This is a genomic window from Paenibacillus sp. FSL K6-1318 (genome assembly GCF_037976905.1).
GTDB classification, from domain to species: domain Bacteria; phylum Bacillota; class Bacilli; order Paenibacillales; family Paenibacillaceae; genus Paenibacillus; species Paenibacillus amylolyticus_A.
The window spans coordinates 19,269-38,988 of record NZ_CP150270.1 but is presented as its reverse complement, the minus strand read 5'-3'; the positions used below and the strand labels follow the sequence as shown (position 1 = coordinate 38,988).

Genomic DNA, 19,720 nt, shown 5'->3' with positions numbered 1-19,720 from the left:
TTTACGTCAACATACGTACAGCGTATACTTCTTTGCAGAAGCCGCGCAGACCATTGTAGATCCGGGCAACCTTGGATTCTTTGGAGACCAGACCGAATACCGTTGGACCACTGCCGGACATTAACACGCCATCTGCACCCAGCCGAATCATGGCATCCTTCAGATGCTGAACTTCCGGATACAGCTTCAACGTTACATCCTCAAGCACATTGCCCATCTGGTTGCACACTTCCGTAAATGATTGATTACGAATAGCCTGCTCCATTTTGGACGCACTCGGATGACGAACAATCTTGTCACTGCGGAACCGTCCGTAGACATCGGCTGTAGACACATTGATCGGAGGCTTGGCCAGAATCACCCAGCATTGCGGCGGATTAGGTATGGGAGTCAATTTCTCACCACGCCCTGTAGCGAGTGCAGTCCCTCCTGTGATACAGAATGGAACATCCGAACCGAGTTCAGCTCCAAGCTCCTGAAGTTCGTGATCCGGTATATTCAGCCGCCACAGACGGTTCAATCCACGCAGCGCTGCTGCTGCATCACTGCTGCCACCAGCAAGTCCCGCTGCAACCGGAATCTTTTTATCCAGATGAATATGGACGCCGGTACGCACGTTATAGCGCTCCTTAATGAGCCTGGCTGCCTGGAAGGCCAGATTCTTCTCGTCCAGCGGAATATATCCAGCCTGACTGGAGATGAAAATGGTATCTCGCGGCAGCTCCGACATTTCCAGTCGATCAGCCAGATCGACCATGGTCATGATCATTTCAACTTCATGGAATCCATCGCTTCTTTTATGTAAAACGTCCAGCATCAAATTAATTTTAGCAGGCGCTTTTTCGTAAATTTTCAAGGCGTTCACCCGTCCTCACCTTTTCCCTAAGACAACTTAACATATTATATCAAAATGGGGCTGTCAAGTCATTTCTATTCCGCATCTAAGGGGAAAAAGCGGGGTTATTCCTGACGGATTTCCCCGCTTTTCAGTCTGCTTGAACCGGATTAAGATTTGCGCGCAGCCTGCTCAGCCAGTTGAATGGCTCTTTTCACCATGTTTCCTGCATCCTTGGCTTTAATTCCGCCCCAGCCTTCCTGTTGCACCGTATCATAGAAACCCAGGTCTTTTGCCAGCTCATTCTTCAGATCCTCTGACATGACACTTCTTCTTCTCCGACTCATGAACCATCCTCCTCCAAAGTAATTTCATGATGTGATGAGTTCGTTCACGTTTTGGACATTTTAGCATCAGGCCAGGTTCAGCTCCTGCATTTGCTTTAGGAAACTGTTCCTTCACCTGTCCAAGTAGTATGCCGCGACCGTTCCTCGCTCATTCCTGCGTATGTATCGTTTACCTTTGGAGGCGAATTGGGGGTTTAGTAAAAACAAAAAAGCGATCCGCCTTGTGGGGCGAATCGCCTGTAAAACGATACTTACGTCTCCATGTAGGAGCTATGCGTCTGGCTGCCCGGGTCAAAGACCATGACTTCCACCGATTCCGTAAGTATATCCGCATAACTATAAGATACTCGCTTGAAGGTTTCTTGCTCCTCATCAAGCTTAACGATAAAAACAGAAGGGTACGTTTCTTCCAATACACCCGTACGCTCAATGGTCTTACGGCGGCCACCATTAGCCCGCAACATAATTTTCTGACCTATATGTGCGTCGAGATTGCGTTTGATATCCAACAGCGTGTTTTTAGCCATTGTCGACGACCACCTCTTTTCTTGTCCATTATACCGGATTTTACAGTCATTGTCAAATCAAAACTAATTATTATATCAGCATCAAAAAGTTGTTGTCAATGAATTTTTTTGCAAACAAAAAAAGCCCCAAATTGGGACTTTAAATGGCCTACATCAGACTGCCGATGGGTTAACTTTTAGCGTTGATAAATCATTCAATCCCGGCAGACCTACCCGGTAACTCCCGCGTGTCTCCACACCACCCACACCCTGGCTACCACTGATGGTATTGTGCAGGACATCGTTCATGTTGACGGTATCCCTAACAGATGTGAAGGAAGCCTTGGCTGCCACATAGACCGGATCAAGTGCATGAATGAGAATTCTGCCCGGAGAACTGGCAAAGTTCGCTCCAGCACGCAGCAGTGCCTCAAAATGGGACTGACAGGCTCCTGCCACAATGGTGAGTGCGTCCAGATGGCGTTCGTATTGTCTGGCCACCTGAATGGCCGACACAAAATTTTGCGAGTTCTTGTAGCTACCAAGACTATATAAGTCGTAGGGCTGACGTGTCTTAAGTACCCCATCATGACCCGTAATGACCACGATATCCGGACGTACTTTGGGTAATAAACGGTATAAGGTATCTGCCATTGCCGATTCATGGACATATTGTCCCTCTGCGGGAACACGAAGTTGCTCATAGAGATCCATACTTTTTTTCAAATAATTCGGATCTCCGTCCAGATGAAGCACCTTACCAGGCATTTCAAAATAAGCCGGTTCCTGCTGCGCAGACCAATCCTGAACCAGACCTTCACGATTCCGTTCAGCCTGTTCCATACGATTCTGCTGCAGGCGGGACAGGGTCTGATGTGCCTTAATATGCGCCTGTCTGGTCTTGGCGCTTTGTGGTTCGTAGGGAACCTGTATCAAATCGTCCACCGGGGAATCGGCAATCAGCCGGAACTCAGTCCCTTTAATGACCGCAGCATCCAACTGGAGGCCTTCCACCCGAAAAGTCACATCGCCGCCGTATGACTTCCGAACGACCAAGTCTCCGATATTCATCAACGTAATCACCTCTACCCCATCGTATGGGCAGAGACCCGGTTTGGTTCATTCGAATTTTACAGCGCGGCGCGTATCCCTGCTTCCCACATCACGGTGCTGAGTGTAGCGTACTCCTGCAGACTTAACGTCTCTCCGCGTCGGGACGGTTGAATACCTGCCTGCTCCAGCAGAATGTCTGCCTGTTCCCGGTTCTCCTTCGTGAAGAAACGTGCTTTCAGGTTGTTCGAGATTGTTTTTCTCCGCTGGGCAAAAGAAGCCTGTACCACTTCGAAGTAGTGTGCTTCATCAGGGATCTCCACGGGCGGTTGCTCACGCACCTTCAGCTTAATAACAGCCGACTCCACATTAGGTTGCGGAATGAAGACCGTAGGAGGCACAATACACACAAGCTCCGGCATACTGTAGTACTGAACCGCGATGCTCAGACTGCCGTAGTCTTTCGATCCAGGTGCAGCAGCCATGCGTTCAGCCACTTCTTTTTGAATCATGACAACGATGCTGTCTACTGGCAGCTTCTCTTCCAGCAGTTTCATCATGATTGGGGTCGTTACATAGTAAGGCAGGTTAGCCACGACACTAACTTTGTCCACGGATGCAAAATCCGTATTAAACAACTCAGCCAGATCAAGCTTCAGCACATCCCCATGATGAACACGTACATTCGAATAAGGCTGCATCACTTCTCCCAGGATTGGGATCAAGCGCTGATCAATCTCTACAGCTGTGACAGGACCAGCTACCCGAGCCAAACGCTCCGTAAGGGCTCCAATACCCGGCCCAATCTCCAACGCGCCCTTGGACTCATCCAAATCGGCTGCATTAACAATTTTGTTCAGTATATTTTGATCAATCAGAAAGTTCTGACCCAGACTTTTCTTGAATGAGAATCCGTGTCTTTGAATAATCTCTTTGGTTCGCTTGGGCGTTGCAATTTCTATCGTCTCTTCCATGTCCTTCATATGCTCACAATCCTTCACGTTCAATTTGCGCTAATGCTGTAGAGAACTCTTCCCGTGTAATCTGAAATACACTGAGACGCTTGTGGAACTGCTTCCCGTTACAATATCCGATGCCCAGCAGATTGCCCATCTCCATACGACGTGCGGCAGCCTGCGGATGCACGATAAGTCCTGCCGCGATCAGGTCCTCCCAATCGATCAGGCTCGGAGCACCTTCGTATGAAGTATGTACGCGTTCCAGCGCGTGCCGAATCGCCTCCGGTGAGGCGTTCTCCACTCCAATGTCCCCTTTGCGCGTCGCATCCGCTTCTGGAATGAAGGCATGCTTGCAGCCAGGGACCTTGTTCGCAATAATTTTACGAATGCGTTCGCCGGCATGATCCGGATCTGTCAGTACGATGACTCCCCGTCTCTCCTGAGCAAGCGCAATCCGCTTCAAAATGCGCTGGTTGATGGCTGATCCACCTGTTTCAATTGTATCGGCTTCCACGGCCCGACGAATGGCTACCGTATCGTCACGGCCTTCCACCACTATGACTTCTTTTATCATGTTCCATTTCTTCCTTTCTAACGCAAAAAGAAGAGGAATATCCTCTTCTCTGCCAAACGGCGGGGGAGACTGAATTTCAGACCCCTCCGCCGCATATTCCGCATGAATCATTCATGCAACTATTTTATAGCATTCCCATTTCAAAGTAAAACGATTTTAGTTCGCTTCCGGCTTCACCGGACCGATCACGTAGACCGTCTTGCCTTTCTTGCGTCCAAAATTCAGGGCATGCTTCACACTGTCATAATATACATCAATTTTGTTGCCTTTAATGGCACCGCCTGTATCTTCCGCACGACGGAAGCCCAGACCTTCGATATATACCCACCAGCCAATTGGAATGACTTTGGGATCAACCGCAATGGTGCGCCCTTCCGTTACACGAGTACCGGAAGCTGTTTTAGTGCCAATGCCAGGCTCTTCGGAAGAGTAGGCAGTCATCGATACATTTTTAAGTACTTTGGAGTATTTAAAAGAAGTTCCGGATACGGTAATCACTTTGCTGCCCGAGGCAGAGGTTTTCTTCGAGTTCGTTGTTGTTGCCTGTTTGGTTGTTGAAGTTTGAGCCGATACGGTCTGAATCACAGGCTCTTTTACGACCGGTTTTGCTTTGGTGCCGACAGCGATCACTTTATCTACACGATTATTCGCGACGGATTTGCCGACCATTTTTTTGGAGACTAATTCTCCATCCTGAAATACCTTTTCGATATGCTGGACAAGTGTGCCTTCTTTGCCGTTTACAACAACACGGTTATCCCCTTTGTACAAGCTAGGGTCAGCCGTTTTAATCACTTTGTAAGCGATCGGTTGTTCGACATCCACTGTACGCTTTGTTACCCGCACTACACGGATTTTCATATCCGCTTTGACTGTAGTTCCAAGCGCCGGATACACTTTGTCATTACTTGCAACTTGAATACCTGATTTTTGAATTGCCTCTTGTACCGATGAATCGGTTGTATACAGAGTCTTGGTGTCTCCGTCTGCCGTAATGTTAACTGGAACGGCCCGCTCAATAACAATTCGGTCTCCATCTGTAATCGCCCCGTTCATGGACATGGATACCTTATCGTGAGGGCTGACTGTGATTGACTGCTCCTCCAGCATTTCCTGAAGCATTCCTGTACGAGTCTCTACCACCTGAGCTTTGCCATCAATAACCAGTGAAATTTGTTTCCCGGCCTGACCGTAAACGACTAACAAGATCATGATTGTAAGCGCAATTGAGAAAATCGCGATCAATGCCATTTGACGCATGTTCTCATGCTTCCACCGCAACGCGAAAGACTTACTGGATGATCGTGACTCATGGGTCTCTTCTGGTTGGAATGTGCCCACTTCTCCGTCCTCCTTCATAGCCTCGTCGTCTAAAGTAATGCATGATGTCTTTGACGTGACTATACCAAATTTTCTACAGAACACAGATCGGACCTACATAATCCGGTTCTGCACCATGAATCAATCTTCGCAACATGATGTCATCCTCCTGAATACCTACCGTATGATGACAACATTTCTTTTATTCAAAAACAAAAAAGCCAAAGAAAGAGTGTAAGAGGAACTCTTTCGTGGCTTCCGAATGATTCTGAATATCGGAAATTCATGCACGAGGTTGCCTCTCTTTTTCCGCTTGCGAGGTTAGCTGTCGGGTTCGGGCGAAAGAGAGCCGCCCTATCTTGGGTCACCCGCTCATGGCGGACGCCCTTGAATTCACCCCGAGACCCAAAGAAGAAATCAAATACGGCTTCGCAGTTCCCTTCGCTGCTTTTGGGTCAGCGAACGTTGCGCATCGGCCAAATACACCGATGTTTAAGCCCTATTGGTTCCCCCGCTCTCCGTTAACGGAGACTCAGCGAGACTGATTCATGAAAGTAATGTTGCTTCCTCGGAAAGTGTCCCTTTGTTCATCCCCCGAACATCTGTCCAATTTTCCGCACAACAATTCACTGAAAAGATGATATCCTGTTTTGATGCATGTTGTAAAGCGTTGATCAAGTACGTTTTTCTGAATATTTGGTTAAAATATTGTAATATTCTTGATTTATTTGGATCAAAGGGCAAATTACCTCTGCTTACCTGCCTTTTTCACCTGATTTACTCGTTTTTTTAACGAATACCAAATCGTTCCATGGCATTTTTGGTTGTTATTGCAGCAATTTCCTCTACCGAAATGCCTTTAATTTCCGCAGCTGCCTCTGCAACCAGACGTACATGCGCTGTCTCATTTCGTTTTCCACGATAAGGGTGAGGTGTTAAATATGGAGCATCTGTTTCAATGAAAAATCGGTCCATAGGAACCTTCGCTAGCACCTCTTTTGGCTGCTTTGCATTTTTGAATGTGATTGGACCTCCGAAGGACAGATGGAAGCCCATATCGAGACAACTTTTCGCGGTTTCCCAGCTACCGGAGAACGAGTGCATCACACCACCAACCTCGCCCGCCTTCTCTTCACGCAAAATTCTTATAATATCCTCGTGCGCATCCCGATTATGGATGACAATTGGCATGTTCACTTCACGAGCCAATGCAATCTGTTGTCGTAATACGCGATGTTGTACTTCCTTCGGTGAAGTATCCCAGTGATAATCCAATCCGATCTCACCGATCGCAACTACTTTTTCATGCTTGCATAAAGATGCAATCCACTCCAGATCGCCCTCCTGCATCGTGATCGCATCTACCGGATGCCACCCTACAGCTGCATATATAAAGTCATACGTTTCAGCCAGTTTCATTGTCGTTGGAATGGTTTCCCGGTTAAAGCCAATGTTGATCATGCGACCAACCCCGGCGTCTACAGCACGCTGGATCATGTCCTCGCGGTCCTCGTCGAATTGTGGTGCATCCAGATGTGTATGTGTGTCGAACAGCATCATGTTTGTATCTCCCTTCATGTCGAACTAACGACTATCTTCTCTTGGAAATTTAATTTAGAAAATCCAATATTTTATTGCTTCGTAAAGAAAATTTTAAAAATCCGTGGATTGCCCATCATTACACTCATTTCTTCACAAACTACAATATATAGAAGATACATGGATATTTAGATCTATATATCGCTATTTATGATGACTCAACCTACTTTCTTTTACAAAATTATGTCGATCTACATATACTCCCCATTAAAGCAGATTACTGTATCATGAAAAATAGCTCTTTTAGAAAGTGTTTTGATATCGAAATTCTTCACCAAGTTTTATCTTCATCATTACAAGAAATAGGGGCGTATATGAGACGGTAATTCGTGAATAATCGCATCCACCTTGTTTTGCGGGTAATACAAATGATGTTTTCCCCGATGCAGCCCACTGATGGAACGGACAATGTCGGATACCTCTGACAACTCATGTAACTTGTCCTGTCGATCGAGCAGAAGAATCTGCTTATCCGTGGATTCATCCGGACGAAACACATCATACGGATTATCCGACGGAAAATCAATTTCAAGATCATATTCGGGATTGAGACCTGCCTGAACAAAAGCTTCCCGAATCTCTTCCATCATTGTCAAGTCGGTCTGTTCAAGCTCTACATACTTATATAACTTGCGATCCATAAAACGTTCGCATAACTCACTCAGAACAGCATCGTCCTCCTTGCGCCACTGCGTAAATGCCGTCTGAATCAAAGCTTCATCCAACTGTAAATATTCCTCTACCGAAAGTTCTCCTTCAAATAATTGAGGTAGTGGATCGATCATGAAGCGGAATTGAAACCCTTCCTGTATCAGTGTTTTCGCTCGCTTGAATATTTGTCGCAATATGATTTCGGAACTGCGGGTTACCGGATGAAAGTAAATCTGCCAATACATCTGATACCGAGACATTAAGTAATCCTCTACAGCATGCATGCCTGAATCTTTGACTACAATCCGTCCATGATAAGGGCGCAGCATGCGAAGGATACGATCAAGGTCGATTGTTCCGTAATTTACTCCTGTAAAATAAGCATCCCTGAGCAAATAATCCATTCGGTCCGCATCAAGAGGACTGGTCACCAGATTGACCACAATCGGCTGCTCATACGTTTTTTGAATTACAGAAGCCACTTTCTCAGGAAAATCAGGAGCATACCGTCTTAAGATCGCCCCTACTTCGGTATCACCTGTAATGATGCGACAAGTCCAATCTTCGTGATTCATGTCAAAAGCTTCCTCGATGGAGTGAGAGAATGGCCCATGCCCAAGATCATGAAGTAAAGCCGCGCACAGAGCTACAATCTTTTCTTCCTTCGGCCAATCCGAATAATGACTTCTTTCAAATTGAGAAATGATCTTGCGCGTAATCTCATAAACACCTAATGAATGTGAGAAACGACTATGCTCTGCCCCATGAAAGGTAAGGTAAGAAGTTCCCAACTGCCGAATCCGACGTAAACGCTGAAACTCGGGGGTGTTAATTAACTCCCATATAACTGGATCTTGCACGTGAATATAATTATGTACCGGATCTTTAAACACTTTCTCTTCCGTTAAACGTTGTTCCATATCGACTCACTCCTTTAATTTCTCTTATATTAACGCTTTGATCTCTACAATTCATCAAAGATTCGACACGACATGACGAACTTTGTCGAATAACGTAGTTTTGTCGTTTTCCAAATCGACAAAGCTGACATTGATGTTTAAATACGAAAAACGGCTTTCAATCCCTTACCACCAGTAACCTTGTGAAAAACAGCCTTAATTTTAAGCTAATTTTAAGGTTGACTGTTTTGGGAATCGTTGGTATGATGAGTATCATAAAACATAAAATAATGTCGAATAATGACAATGATAGTTAGCTGAGAGGAGCACTGATTATAATGATGAAATCAACAGGTATTGTAAGAAAAGTGGACGAACTGGGACGGGTAGTTATTCCAATTGAATTGCGCCGTACGCTCGGTATTGGTGAAAAAGATGCTCTGGAAATCTATGTTGACGGCGAGCGCATCATGTTGAAAAAATACGAGCCTGCTTGTATCTTCTGTGGTAATGCAGAGAACGTTACTTACTTCAAAGGTAAAATTGTTTGTAACGAATGTATTTCCGAAATCCCTGCACCTGTGACAAAATAAGAAAAACCAGGTATACTGGACTTATCTAAATTGTTATTTCTAACCTTTTTAATATTCCTTAATGGCCTTCCCGGTGTGAACCCCACCGTGGAAGGTATTTTTTTGTCCTGTTATGGATTCCATTAACCAAAATGGGTCTGTCACACGCCAACTGGGAGAGAGCGGTAAATTTTATTTGGAGTTTTTTTGAACCGCTCTGCTTTTTAAGATTCCACTAAGGTTGGGTATAAGGTTCTTTTCAGGTTATGTTCCCCATTACAGAAGATATTTGGTTAGATTAGCTACTCGATTAACGCATTATAGACATCCCGCTTCGTCAGACCACGATCGTTTGCCGTTTTTTTCATCGCCTCTTTGCGGTTATGTCCTTCACCCTCATAATGGCTGACATGATCCGCAAGCGACATGAGCTGCCACCATGCTTCGCGCTCAGCCTTGCGCTCCTCTTCCTTAATGCCTTCTACCAGCAAACAGTACTCGCCAAGAGGTGGGTGCTCTTCAAGCCAGTCTATGCATTCCTTCACACTGCCCCTTGCGAACTCCTCATGACGCTTGGTTAGTTCACGAGCCAGGACAATCGAGCGGTCACCCAAAATTTCTTCGAGGTGGACTAATGTTTTTCGAATACGGTGAGGTGATTCATAAAATAACAAAGTCCCGTTGGATTCGTCAAAAGCCTCCAGCACTTTTCGCATGTCCTTTTTCTCCCGCGGCAAAAAACCGCCGAATGTAAAACGCTCCGTCGGTAATCCGGACACGATCAGAGCAGACAACGCAGCATTGGGTCCAGGGATGGGAATGACCGTTATTCCGGCTTCCAGCGCAAGCTGTACAAGGTCGGAACCAGGGTCCGAAATAGCCGGCAGACCGGCATCACTGACCAGTGCCAGATTTTTTCCTTCTATTATATAGCGTATCAGTTCAGGGCCACTTGCTCCCTTATTATGCTCGTGATAACTAAACAACATGGACGGTGTAATTTCAAAATGGGTAAGCAGCTTTCGAGTCTGGCGTGTATCTTCTGCTGCAATGATGTCACAGCTCTGCAATGTCTTGATCGCCCGGAAGGTCATATCCTCCAGATTACCAATAGGTGTTCCAACCAGATATAGCTTGCCCGAGCCTTCAGGCTGCTCCGCATAGCTTTTCTGAATATGCAAAGTCATCTAAAGTCCTCCCTTCGTTGTGCGCTCAGCATGTTGCTGACCATAGTAAATATCCATAATCTCTTCGCAGTATTTCCCCTCTTCATTGTAGACAATGAGTGGAGGAAGCATCCTTACTTCGGGTTTACCATCTTTCATGCCTTCAATTAATACCATGTTGGCTTCCAGATGAGCACGGGGATGTACCATCCGAATCCGTTTTGGCTCCAGCTTATACTCACGCATGAGCGAGATAATCTCTGCAAGGCGCTGCGGACGGTGAACCATCGATACTTTGCCTCCATTACGTACAAGTCGACTGCAAGCCTGGATTACTTCTTCCAGCGTACATCCGATCTCATGACGTGCCATTGCCTGGTGTGTATTCATCTTGAGATCACTGCCATTCAGAGGCATGTATGGGGGATTAACCGTTATTGCATCATAGACAGCGTGACCCGTTTCTTTCACCAGTTCTCGCAAATCACCTTCACGAATCATAATCGACTCGTCCAGTTCATTTAATTGCACGCTGCGACGCGCCATATCAGCCAAACGTGGCTGAATTTCGATCCCTTCCAGACTAGCCTGCGTACGCGTTGTAAGCAGAATGGGAACTACCCCATTACCTGTACACAAATCAAGTACACGTCCCCGTTTGGGTACGGAAGCAAACCGAGCCAACAATACCGCATCCATTGAAAAACTGAATACTTCATCACTTTGAATGATTCTCAGATCATGAGAGAGCAGATCATCAATCCGCTCTGACTCATGTAACACTACTTCATTTGCTTTCATATGTTACGCTCATCCTCCGGTACTCTATATCTCATGCTCGTTAAGTTTAGGTTTGTAACCTTGAAAAAAAACCGTAGGGGATCCCTACGGCCACTTCATTTATTCAAAAAAGACAGGCAGAACAGACAATCGCCTTCCGTCCGCAGATGTCCATAATAGACGTTGCAGATATGGAAGCCTTCGTGATACAACCGGGCCAGGTTATCATACCCTTCACCCACAACATCTTCACCTGTAGCCGGACCTGCTGGTCTAGCTACGGGAGCGAGTGCTGAGGAAATCGGCAGGTCTGCCGGAGCCTCACGCTTGAGCAGCTTGCGTAACTGCTCATTCTCGATGGTAAGCCGCTGATTATCCTCAAGCAGCTCCTTCACAATCATTTTTAACTCTCCTAAATCACCGTGCAACTGACCCAATTGGGTTTCCATTTCATGAATGTGCGTAAACAGATTTTTCTTTTCCAAGTTTCCACCCCGAAGCAACCTTTATGGTTTACTTGATAACGACGTCATCCAGCGGAAGTTCTTTGACTTTACTGATGTCGAACAGTTGAACATGGACTGTGCGGCTACCGGCATTAATTCCGACAACTTTTCCTTCACCCAATGAGGTGACGACCAATTTGCCTACAGCCGGAAGTTCTTCTCTCACACTTTCATAGTTATCATGCTCAAATTTCAGACAGCACATGAGTCTTCCGCACAACCCTGAAATTTTCGTCGGATTCAGTGACAGGCTCTGATCTTTAGCCATCTTGATTGATACCGGCTCAAAGTCTCCCAGCCAGGAAGAACAACACAACACGCGGCCGCAAGGTCCGATTCCACCAAGCATCTTCGCTTCATCACGTACACCAATCTGTCTCAGCTCGATTCGTGTCCGGAAAATACTTGCCAGATCCTTGACCAGCTCCCGGAAATCGACTCTTCCTTCAGCTGTAAAATAAAATATGATTTTATTGCGATCAAACGTAAATTCCACATCGACCAGCTTCATTTTGAGGCCATGGTCTTTGATTTTATTTAAACAAGTACCGAATGCTTCTTTGGCTGCACGCTTGTTCTCATCAACCACACGGGCATCTGTCTCGCCCGCAACGCGGATGACTTTCTTCAGCGGCAACACCACATCGGACTCGCCCACTTCCTTCTTACCTACGACAACCTTACCGTACTCAACCCCCCGCGCTGTCTCCACGATAACGCAGTTTTCTTTCTCAATGGGAAGGTCCAGGGGATCGAAGTAATAAATTTTGCCCGCTTTTTTGAAACGGACACCCACTACACTGTACAAAAAATTAACCCCCTTGTAAGCCAACCCCACTTCGTCTGAAGCCCTGTCTTCTTAGGGAACCCGGCCGAAGTTATAACCGTTTGCATATGATTGGAGCTAACTTTGCCCTCTCCCAGTCTTATGCCAAACCGATCAAAAATTGCTCCAGACAAAGCTGGCCATTGACGTTGAAACGCAATTTTTTTCTGCATGCCGCGGCCATATCCATATAGGAAACCCACTGCTCTGTGCTGCGGGTATGTGCCAACTGAGATAGCATGTCTAACTGATCTATAAAAACGATATGTTCATGCCTATCGTACTGAACATACAGCATGTCCCTAAACCATAGATGGAACAAACTTAGTAACATGTCCAGGTGTTCAGAGAGTCCGGTTTTAAAAAGCTTCTGCTGTGCAGAGATCAATGATGTACTTCCTCTACCCAGGGACTCCTTCCCTAATTGTAACATTACGTTTCTAATTTCTGCAAACCAATTCTGCTGGAGAATTTCTCTACATGCTTCCAATCCTGACGCTAAATGGACGGCAGAGCGAGCCAGATTGGCAGGGTGCCCTTCTTCAATCAGAGATTGCAACATCTCCTCCGGATTCAGTGCACTGAACGGCACCAATTGGGAGCGTGAACGGATCGTAGGCAACATGGCCTGTCCATTATCTGTAATCAGGATGCCGACTGCTGGAACCTGCGGTTCCTCTAGAAACTTCAGCAAACTATTCGCTGCCTGCACCGTCATTTTCTCGGCTTGTTCTATAATATATACTTTGGGATGGCCAGCCTCGGATCGATATGAAAAGATACGCTGCAGATCCCGGATTTGATCTATTTTAATGTTATTTCCATCTGGTGCAAGCATGGTTAGATCCGGATGGTTACCATGTTCCACCTTACGACATTCAAGACACTGCCCGCACGCGTCATCTTCAAGCTCTGTACAGAATATTGCCTTGGCAAAGGTAATTGCCGTCTTCCGTTGCCCGCTACCCGATGGCCCGCTAAACAAATACGCATGGCTTATGGCCTGACGTCTCAAACTGCTCTGTAACATTTGCTTGGCCGCTTGTTGACCCATAATTTGTTGAAAGGACATACTTCCTCCTCAGAAGCTTAAATTAATAAGCATCCCCCGAATTTCGCCTACTTGTTGTAATAGAGAGATTTTTCCTTCTTCTGTATCCAGCAGTTCATCAGCCATGGATAACAGAGCGGAGTCAATTTCATCAATCAACTTGTACCGCTTACCTCTGCCGCGACGATCCCAACCCCTTGTCTCTTTCATGGATACACCGCGACGAACGGTCTCTTCCAGGAACCTTTTCACAAGTTGCTTATACGCCTTCAGTTCACGAATCGTCATGGAACGTGCCAAGCGATCGCCCTGAAGCTGGATTTCACTAAACCGGCGATTCAGTTCAGCTTGTGAGGCTCGTTCCCCCTGGTGGTTCATCATATCAGAGAAATTTTTGGATTGAACCGGTTTGGAGCCTGAATCAGTAGAACTGATCCCGCTCTGAATCGGTCTGAATCCAGGATTGATTTTCATGGATACGCCCGCTTTCTATCATAGTTAGCCAATCGCCCATCAGCACAGTGCGCGTTGCGCCTGTGCGTGAGGATGAGGCTTTTATATATGCTGATCACACTCTATATATAATGGTAGATACACGTTACCATCAAGGACTTGTTTGTTTATAGTCAACCTCTTTCCGGATGAGCATTCCCCAGCCAGGAAATGCTCATCCGGAAAGAGTGTGCCTATTCTTCTGATCAAGAAAGGCGTTCCATCAGCGGCACGCACGAACTCTGTTTAAATCTTCCTGCATCCATCGTTTCGAACATGCTATCGATCATGAAAGATCCTCATGGGATCCATGCAAAAGGTTTAATTAGAAATGTTCGAAGCGATCTACCGGGAGAACAAATACAGTCGCTCCACCTACTTGAACTTCAACAGGTAGCGGCAGGTAAGAGTCGGTTGTTCCACTCATCGGTGTGACCGGAGTCACGAGCTGTTCACGAACCTTACAGCTGCTGCGAATGACGTTCATTACGGACTCGACTTGACCATCATCGACACCGATCATAAACGTCGTGTTGCCTGCCTTCAAAAATCCACCCGTACTGGCCAACTTGGTTGCCCGAAAGTTTGCTTTGACCAATGCGCTGGATAATCGGTTGCTGTCTTTATCCTGTATAATCGCAACAATCAGTTTCATCCTGCATAACCTCCTTCAGAATAAGCACCTTTACTAAATGCCCTGTCTATATATTAGACAATTACTCGTCAAAATCCTTCAAAATCCCTGTCTCCAGCGACAAAATCATTGCTGCCAAGACATCCTCCTGCTTCATGGATGCATCGATAACTCTGATTCGTTCCGGGAACTGCTCTTTTAATAGGAAGTAACCCTCTCGCACTTTACGGTGAAACTCCAGGTTCTCCAGATCCAGACGGTTTACTTCACGACCATCATGAGCGTCGATGCGAGCAAGACCCACTTCAGGCTCAATGTCCAGATATAAAGTAACATTCGGCATGAGATCACCAATTGCAAAGCGATTAATGGCCCATACATTCTCTATCCCGAGTCCACGGGCGTATCCTTGATAGACCAGACTGCTATCGACAAATCGGTCACAGATGACTGCTTTTCCAGCTCGCAGTGCAGGCTCTACCTTCTCCGCCAGATGCTGGCTGCGTGCAGCTGCATACAATAGCGCTTCGGTTCGAGCATCCATTGCCGTATGAAGAGGGTCCAGGATAATGGAACGTATTTTCTCGGCAATCTCAATCCCGCCAGGCTCTCGCGTAACTACGTAAGGTATACCCCGTTCTTCAAAATAAGAACCTATTCTACCGATCATCGTCGTTTTACCGGACCCCTCTCCCCCTTCCAGCGTAATGAATTTACCTCTGCCCTGCATATGCTTCCCTGCTTTCTATGTCGATAATTGCATCTATTGCTGCATTAACAAATATGCTTAGACCCTCTTGCTACAGGATATGATATACCCCGCCCAGAGGTGTATAGCTACAGCTATACTGGTACGTAATAATAACACAAAAATAATACAAGCTTGTTTTCTTTCTATAATACTATAGGTCAGCATTTACTCCAAGATGAACAACAAAGTAAAGCGTTCAACCGTAGATGATCCATACCCATAATGGAAGCATGATGGATCCGGCAATAGCACTGACAATCATGGATACTGAGCTGAGGGCTACCGCATTCTCTCCATATTCGAAAGACCTTGCCATGCCGAGGGCATGAGAAGCTGAACCCAGTCCAATTCCATAGGCATGTTCACTGCGAATCTTGGCCCATTTCAACAGCATCGGCCCTAGTAATATCCCCGAGAAACCTGCAATCATCACAAACAGCGATGTAAATGAGGCGTTGCCTCCAACCTGATCTGCAAGTTGAATAGCCACAGGAGTTGTCACGGATTTTGGCAATAAAGCGATGACCATCTCTTTAGGATACCCGAGCAGAATGGCGATTAAAGCGCCTGTGGCAATACCTGTAATACTGCCTCCGATCGTTCCACCCACAATTGGAATGATATTTTTCTTCAGCACATGCAGATGTCTGGACAAAGGAAAAGCGAGAGAAACGACTGCTGGGCCCAAAAGCTCCTGTATCCATTTCCCACCCAGCATGTAGGTATCCAGCTTTATACCGGAAATCACCAAGATCAGGATCAGGATGGCAGTCGTTGTAAGTACAGGCATAAGTATCGGCCATTTTAGCCTTTTATATAGACGAGTGGCTGGAATATATACAGCAATGGTTAGCGCGATCATTCCAATTCCGAGGATGAATGCTGACAAGGGATCGCCTCCTTTTTACCTGCATGAGACGATCTCCATGTCATGAGCCACTCACTCAATTTGGCAGATATCAGACATGTAATTAATGTGCTAACGATCAAACCTAGGACCAATAACAATGTGTTGGCTCTAAAAAAATCAAAATGATTAATAATGCCTACAGTGGGTGGGATGAACAACAATTGCAGATGCGATTGAAGCCACGTTGACCCTTCTTCTCCCCAACTCATTTTGATCCATCCCAGTTGAATGGCAATAAACAATACCAGCATGCCCACAATACTGCCTGTTAAGGGCAAATGTAATAAAGCTTGAATCAAGTTTCCAATCCAATAAAAACCGTACATCAACAAAACTTGCAGGACTATTCCTGTATATTTTTTTAGCGGAATACCCAAAGTGGTCCCTTCTTTCTTATGTCTATCTGTATAAGTTAAACTAGAGATTATTTACATAGACACTACGATGACAGAATAATCTTCCCATCGCTGTTACTTGTAAATGATTCGTTCACTGATATAGCAAGTGGGTTAATGGCCAAAAGACCCACACATGTGTAGGGTCCAGTATCACTATAGTATTGGTCATATAGACTACCTATTGGCGTGTGCATTCAAAGATTCCATATGTTCCTTTCAATCCTTCATGACCTTCAATACCTGTAGAGATGCATCTGATACTCCGTGAAACTTTGCTCCTTCACCCCGCAGAAGTTGTATACGTGCCACCATCGATGGACTTAGGCGTTCACCCGGATATACAATCGGAATCCCTGGAGGATATGGAACAACCATCTCAGCTGATCGACAGCCTGCACTTTCTTCTATCGGGACATTGATCGTATCCGTCTCCACAATCGGTTGTAGTGTAAAGGAGATCGGTTCTGAGTAGCGAGTGTTTTCTTGTAAATTGTTCCACGTGGAAATATATTGCGCGGAACCTTTCGTAAGCTGTTGCGCTCGCTCTGCATTGGATTGGATCTGCTCATGCCCATTGGCAGAGCTGATGTGGTGTAAAGCCTGCAACAGGTGCTGAGCATCTTGCACCGTTGAGCCCAGGCTGAAGAGCAAGACGACGTACCGTTCGTCGCTCATCTCAGGCACACAGCCGCATGCTTCCAGCAGCTGCTGTAGCCCATAACCGCTCAGCACCCCTGTGCCGTCATAGATGACGGCCTTGAATGGGTCCTGAGCGGTATACCCCGCGGCAGCTGGCATTGCCGCCGCGGTCAGGCCTTCCCGTGTCTGCTGCGCAGCGGACACGGACATGCCAGCCGGCTTCGCTGTTCCGGCTGGCGGTTCTTGCTGCAGCGGCTGTGCAGGCTGCAGCAACTGGAAGCGCGGCAGCTCCGCGAGGCCGCGCTTAAAGGCATCCACGGCGGCGAGCCCCGCCGTGAAGGTGTTCGCGCCCTGCACATGCAGCAGGCGGCGCGCCAGATCGAGCGAAGCCATCACGGGGTATGATGGGCTTGAGCTTTGCACCATGGCCAGGCGCTGCCTTAACAGGGACCGATTTAACCTCGGCCCCTGAATGTGCAGCATGGCACCCATGGTGAAGGCCGTCAGCATCTTATGCGTCGACTGCACGACACCGTCTGCTCCGCAAGACAGTGCAGAGACAGGCAGCTCCGGATGCTGCCCATAATGCGCGCCATGCGCTTCATCCACGAGCAATGGCATGCCAGCAGCGTGGCATACCTCGGCTATGGGCGTCAGATCAGCGCCCATGCCGTAATAATTGGGCAAAGTGACCAGTACTCCCTTTGCCTCAGGATAGGACTGGACAGCAGCCTCAACCGTCTCTACCGACGGCATGACCGCAAGTCCAGACACAGAATCAACCCATGGCTCCAGAAAGACAGCTCTTGCGCCTGCCAGCATTAACCCGTGAATAACGGATTTGTGTACATTCCGCTGTACTAGTACAATACTGTTCGGCTCATCACACACAGTGAGCAATAAGGACAGATTACCTGCCGTACTGCCTCCCACAAGAAAGAAACTTTCCTCGGCACCAAAACAATCTGCCGCAAGCTCCTGCGCTTCCTGGATCACACCTTCAGGATGATGCAAATCGTCGGTGCCCGTAATCTCCGTAACATCGATCTCCATCATCTCCAGAAATGAACGCACCGGTACCAGTTCTATTTCCGAACAAGCCCCTTCATCGCCAGAACGTTTCCCACTCTCCAGATCAGCCCCATGTTCATCCACCGAACTGAAACGCTCTACCCTATGGTTAGCATTCTTTCCTACATCCCTCTGAGTCTCTCCGTTTTGCTGGTGTTCCTCATTAACGATATCCTTAATAGGAGGTTGTCCCGTTTCTGCTTCTTCCACCAAATGTCGGTAAGCTTGTCCATTCTTATGCCCAGGAACATGAAAAGAACGCTGCTTCGAATCACGATATGCAAGCAACGCTTCATATAAAGGGGCTCGACTTGATTTATTTTTATGATCCATGAAGTACCATCCTGTACATATATAATGTGCGCTTGATGTGTTCCAAAATGCATTCTAATCTAAGCAACGCCCTTCTTCCCCATTTTCACACGCGTTACTGCAAATTTCCCATATCATTATATCAGCATACGCCTTCCTTGGATGGCAGACAAGACAATCTCTCCTCATAAAAACAGAAAAAGGCCCATTGGGCCTCTATACACATCAGCATCATTGCAATGCGATGTTTAGCTTCTACTTCTATGGCAACATTGATTATGCGTTCTTTTGTACCCAAATCTGTTTCATCTGATTGATAAAATAATTGTACTTGGCATCCTGCGCATCGGTATGAACCATTTCTGCTTCACAAGTGTCACATATGAATTCAGATACAATAAAAATGCCTTCTCTTTTTCTTTGCTCGCAGATAATACATGTGTGTTCGGCATGTTCTTCCATGAACCATCCCACCTTGTTTTACGTTTACTATCAGTATTGCACAGTTTCTATTATTTTAAACATTTTCATAGTGCTTTCTTTCTATAAAATATATATATTCGCCCACCCCCTCGTGGGTGTCTGTACCGAAAAATACATTCATTTTTGTTAAAAGAACATTCACCTGCTTATGTCTGCACCGTTATCCTGCATTCCATCGTATTTCCCTCTAAATCACGTATCCCTTGGTCTGTCTCAAACTTATATTCAATTTCCTTAAAAAAACTTCGATTCTCAGCCGATATATAATACATGATAACGATATCAAAGCCTGACAGTCCGTGCATTCGGGAGTATACTGAGATAAGCTCCGTTGAATCTCAATATCTTGTACAATCGTCATGGCGTGAGATACAAGGTTCATATATACA

Annotated in this window: 22 protein-coding genes and 1 riboswitch; of the genes, 1 reads left to right on the top strand and 21 read right to left on the bottom strand. The window is 46.4% G+C overall.

Annotated elements, in window-relative coordinates; translation table 11 throughout:
- Position 1 precedes the first annotated feature (1 nt).
- The 9 genes from ispE to NYE45_RS00140 form a co-directional block, all read right to left on the bottom strand.
- Positions 2-856: a 4-(cytidine 5'-diphospho)-2-C-methyl-D-erythritol kinase gene (gene ispE, locus NYE45_RS00180; RefSeq protein ID WP_062838109.1), complete on the bottom strand. Its 855-nt coding sequence runs from the start codon at positions 854-856 to the stop codon at positions 2-4.
- 149 nt (positions 857-1,005) lie between these two features.
- Positions 1,006-1,182, bottom strand: coding sequence for a small, acid-soluble spore protein, alpha/beta type (locus NYE45_RS00175; RefSeq protein WP_017691375.1), 177 nt, complete (start codon positions 1,180-1,182; stop codon positions 1,006-1,008).
- Positions 1,183-1,433: 251 nt separating this feature from the next.
- Positions 1,434-1,709, bottom strand: coding sequence for a Veg family protein (locus NYE45_RS00170; RefSeq protein ID WP_053778931.1), 276 nt, complete (start codon positions 1,707-1,709; stop codon positions 1,434-1,436).
- Positions 1,710-1,862: 153 nt separating this feature from the next.
- Entirely contained in the window at positions 1,863-2,759 is an 897-nt protein-coding gene (gene yabG, locus NYE45_RS00165; protein WP_062838095.1) for a sporulation peptidase YabG, read from the bottom strand.
- Between the two features lie 59 nt (positions 2,760-2,818).
- Positions 2,819-3,721 (bottom strand): 16S rRNA (adenine(1518)-N(6)/adenine(1519)-N(6))-dimethyltransferase RsmA, encoded by a 903-nt coding sequence (gene rsmA / locus NYE45_RS00160; RefSeq protein WP_340015152.1) that lies wholly within the window; start codon positions 3,719-3,721, stop codon positions 2,819-2,821.
- Positions 3,722-3,725: 4 nt separating this feature from the next.
- Entirely contained in the window at positions 3,726-4,271 is a 546-nt protein-coding gene (gene rnmV / locus NYE45_RS00155) for a ribonuclease M5 (RefSeq protein WP_062838096.1), read from the bottom strand.
- A 156-nt stretch (positions 4,272-4,427) separates the two neighbouring features.
- A complete protein-coding gene (locus NYE45_RS00150; RefSeq protein ID WP_076334091.1) occupies positions 4,428-5,612 on the bottom strand; it encodes a 3D domain-containing protein in 1,185 nt (394 codons plus the stop codon).
- A 273-nt stretch (positions 5,613-5,885) separates the two neighbouring features.
- A riboswitch (cyclic di-AMP (ydaO/yuaA leader) is annotated at positions 5,886-6,139 on the bottom strand.
- A 241-nt stretch (positions 6,140-6,380) separates the two neighbouring features.
- Positions 6,381-7,151: a TatD family hydrolase gene (locus tag NYE45_RS00145; RefSeq protein ID WP_340017281.1), complete on the bottom strand. Its 771-nt coding sequence runs from the start codon at positions 7,149-7,151 to the stop codon at positions 6,381-6,383.
- Between the two features lie 332 nt (positions 7,152-7,483).
- Positions 7,484-8,761: an HD domain-containing protein gene (locus NYE45_RS00140; protein WP_340015151.1), complete on the bottom strand. Its 1,278-nt coding sequence runs from the start codon at positions 8,759-8,761 to the stop codon at positions 7,484-7,486.
- Between the two features lie 317 nt (positions 8,762-9,078).
- Here NYE45_RS00140 and NYE45_RS00135 point away from each other — a divergent pair, with 317 nt between their 5' ends.
- The gene (locus tag NYE45_RS00135; protein WP_024633700.1) at positions 9,079-9,333 is read left to right on the top strand and encodes an AbrB/MazE/SpoVT family DNA-binding domain-containing protein; all 255 of its coding nucleotides are present in this window, start codon (positions 9,079-9,081) and stop codon (positions 9,331-9,333) included.
- Between the two features lie 281 nt (positions 9,334-9,614).
- On the opposite strand, the gene rsmI is transcribed toward NYE45_RS00135, so the two are convergent.
- The 12 genes from rsmI to NYE45_RS00075 all read right to left on the bottom strand — a co-directional run bounded on the left by rsmI (position 9,615) and on the right by NYE45_RS00075 (position 19,310).
- Entirely contained in the window at positions 9,615-10,499 is an 885-nt protein-coding gene (rsmI, locus tag NYE45_RS00130; protein WP_340015149.1) for a 16S rRNA (cytidine(1402)-2'-O)-methyltransferase, read from the bottom strand.
- Entirely contained in the window at positions 10,500-11,279 is a 780-nt protein-coding gene (locus NYE45_RS00125; RefSeq protein ID WP_264935575.1) for a tRNA1(Val) (adenine(37)-N6)-methyltransferase, read from the bottom strand.
- A 95-nt stretch (positions 11,280-11,374) separates the two neighbouring features.
- Positions 11,375-11,743, bottom strand: coding sequence for a DNA replication initiation control protein YabA (yabA, locus tag NYE45_RS00120; RefSeq protein WP_017691386.1), 369 nt, complete (start codon positions 11,741-11,743; stop codon positions 11,375-11,377).
- Between the two features lie 28 nt (positions 11,744-11,771).
- Complete coding sequence (locus NYE45_RS00115) at positions 11,772-12,572, bottom strand: stage 0 sporulation family protein (RefSeq protein WP_053778939.1); 801 nt, start codon at positions 12,570-12,572, stop codon at positions 11,772-11,774.
- Positions 12,573-12,690: 118 nt separating this feature from the next.
- Positions 12,691-13,662 (bottom strand): DNA polymerase III subunit delta', encoded by a 972-nt coding sequence (holB, locus tag NYE45_RS00110; protein ID WP_062838101.1) that lies wholly within the window; start codon positions 13,660-13,662, stop codon positions 12,691-12,693.
- A gap of 9 nt (positions 13,663-13,671) precedes the next feature.
- Positions 13,672-14,115 (bottom strand): YaaR family protein, encoded by a 444-nt coding sequence (locus NYE45_RS00105; RefSeq protein ID WP_017691389.1) that lies wholly within the window; start codon positions 14,113-14,115, stop codon positions 13,672-13,674.
- Between the two features lie 343 nt (positions 14,116-14,458).
- Positions 14,459-14,788, bottom strand: coding sequence for a cyclic-di-AMP receptor (locus tag NYE45_RS00100; protein WP_017691391.1), 330 nt, complete (start codon positions 14,786-14,788; stop codon positions 14,459-14,461).
- Positions 14,789-14,849: 61 nt separating this feature from the next.
- The gene (gene tmk / locus NYE45_RS00095) at positions 14,850-15,497 is read right to left on the bottom strand and encodes a dTMP kinase (RefSeq protein ID WP_340015148.1); all 648 of its coding nucleotides are present in this window, start codon (positions 15,495-15,497) and stop codon (positions 14,850-14,852) included.
- A 217-nt stretch (positions 15,498-15,714) separates the two neighbouring features.
- On the bottom strand, positions 15,715-16,407 hold the full coding sequence (locus tag NYE45_RS00090; protein ID WP_340015147.1) for an LrgB family protein: 693 nt from the start codon (positions 16,405-16,407) through the stop codon (positions 15,715-15,717).
- Positions 16,377-16,727, bottom strand: a complete 351-nt coding sequence (locus NYE45_RS00085; protein WP_340015145.1) for a CidA/LrgA family protein — start codon at positions 16,725-16,727, stop codon at positions 16,377-16,379. Before NYE45_RS00085 ends, NYE45_RS00090 begins: the two co-directional genes overlap by 31 nt.
- 315 nt (positions 16,728-17,042) lie before the next feature.
- Positions 17,043-18,869: an aminotransferase class I/II-fold pyridoxal phosphate-dependent enzyme gene (locus NYE45_RS00080; protein WP_340015144.1), complete on the bottom strand. Its 1,827-nt coding sequence runs from the start codon at positions 18,867-18,869 to the stop codon at positions 17,043-17,045.
- A 255-nt stretch (positions 18,870-19,124) separates the two neighbouring features.
- Positions 19,125-19,310 carry a sigma factor G inhibitor Gin gene (locus tag NYE45_RS00075; protein ID WP_062838106.1) on the bottom strand — a complete coding sequence of 62 codons (186 nt, stop codon included), beginning with the start codon at positions 19,308-19,310 and terminating at the stop codon, positions 19,125-19,127.
- Positions 19,311-19,720 lie beyond the last annotated feature (410 nt).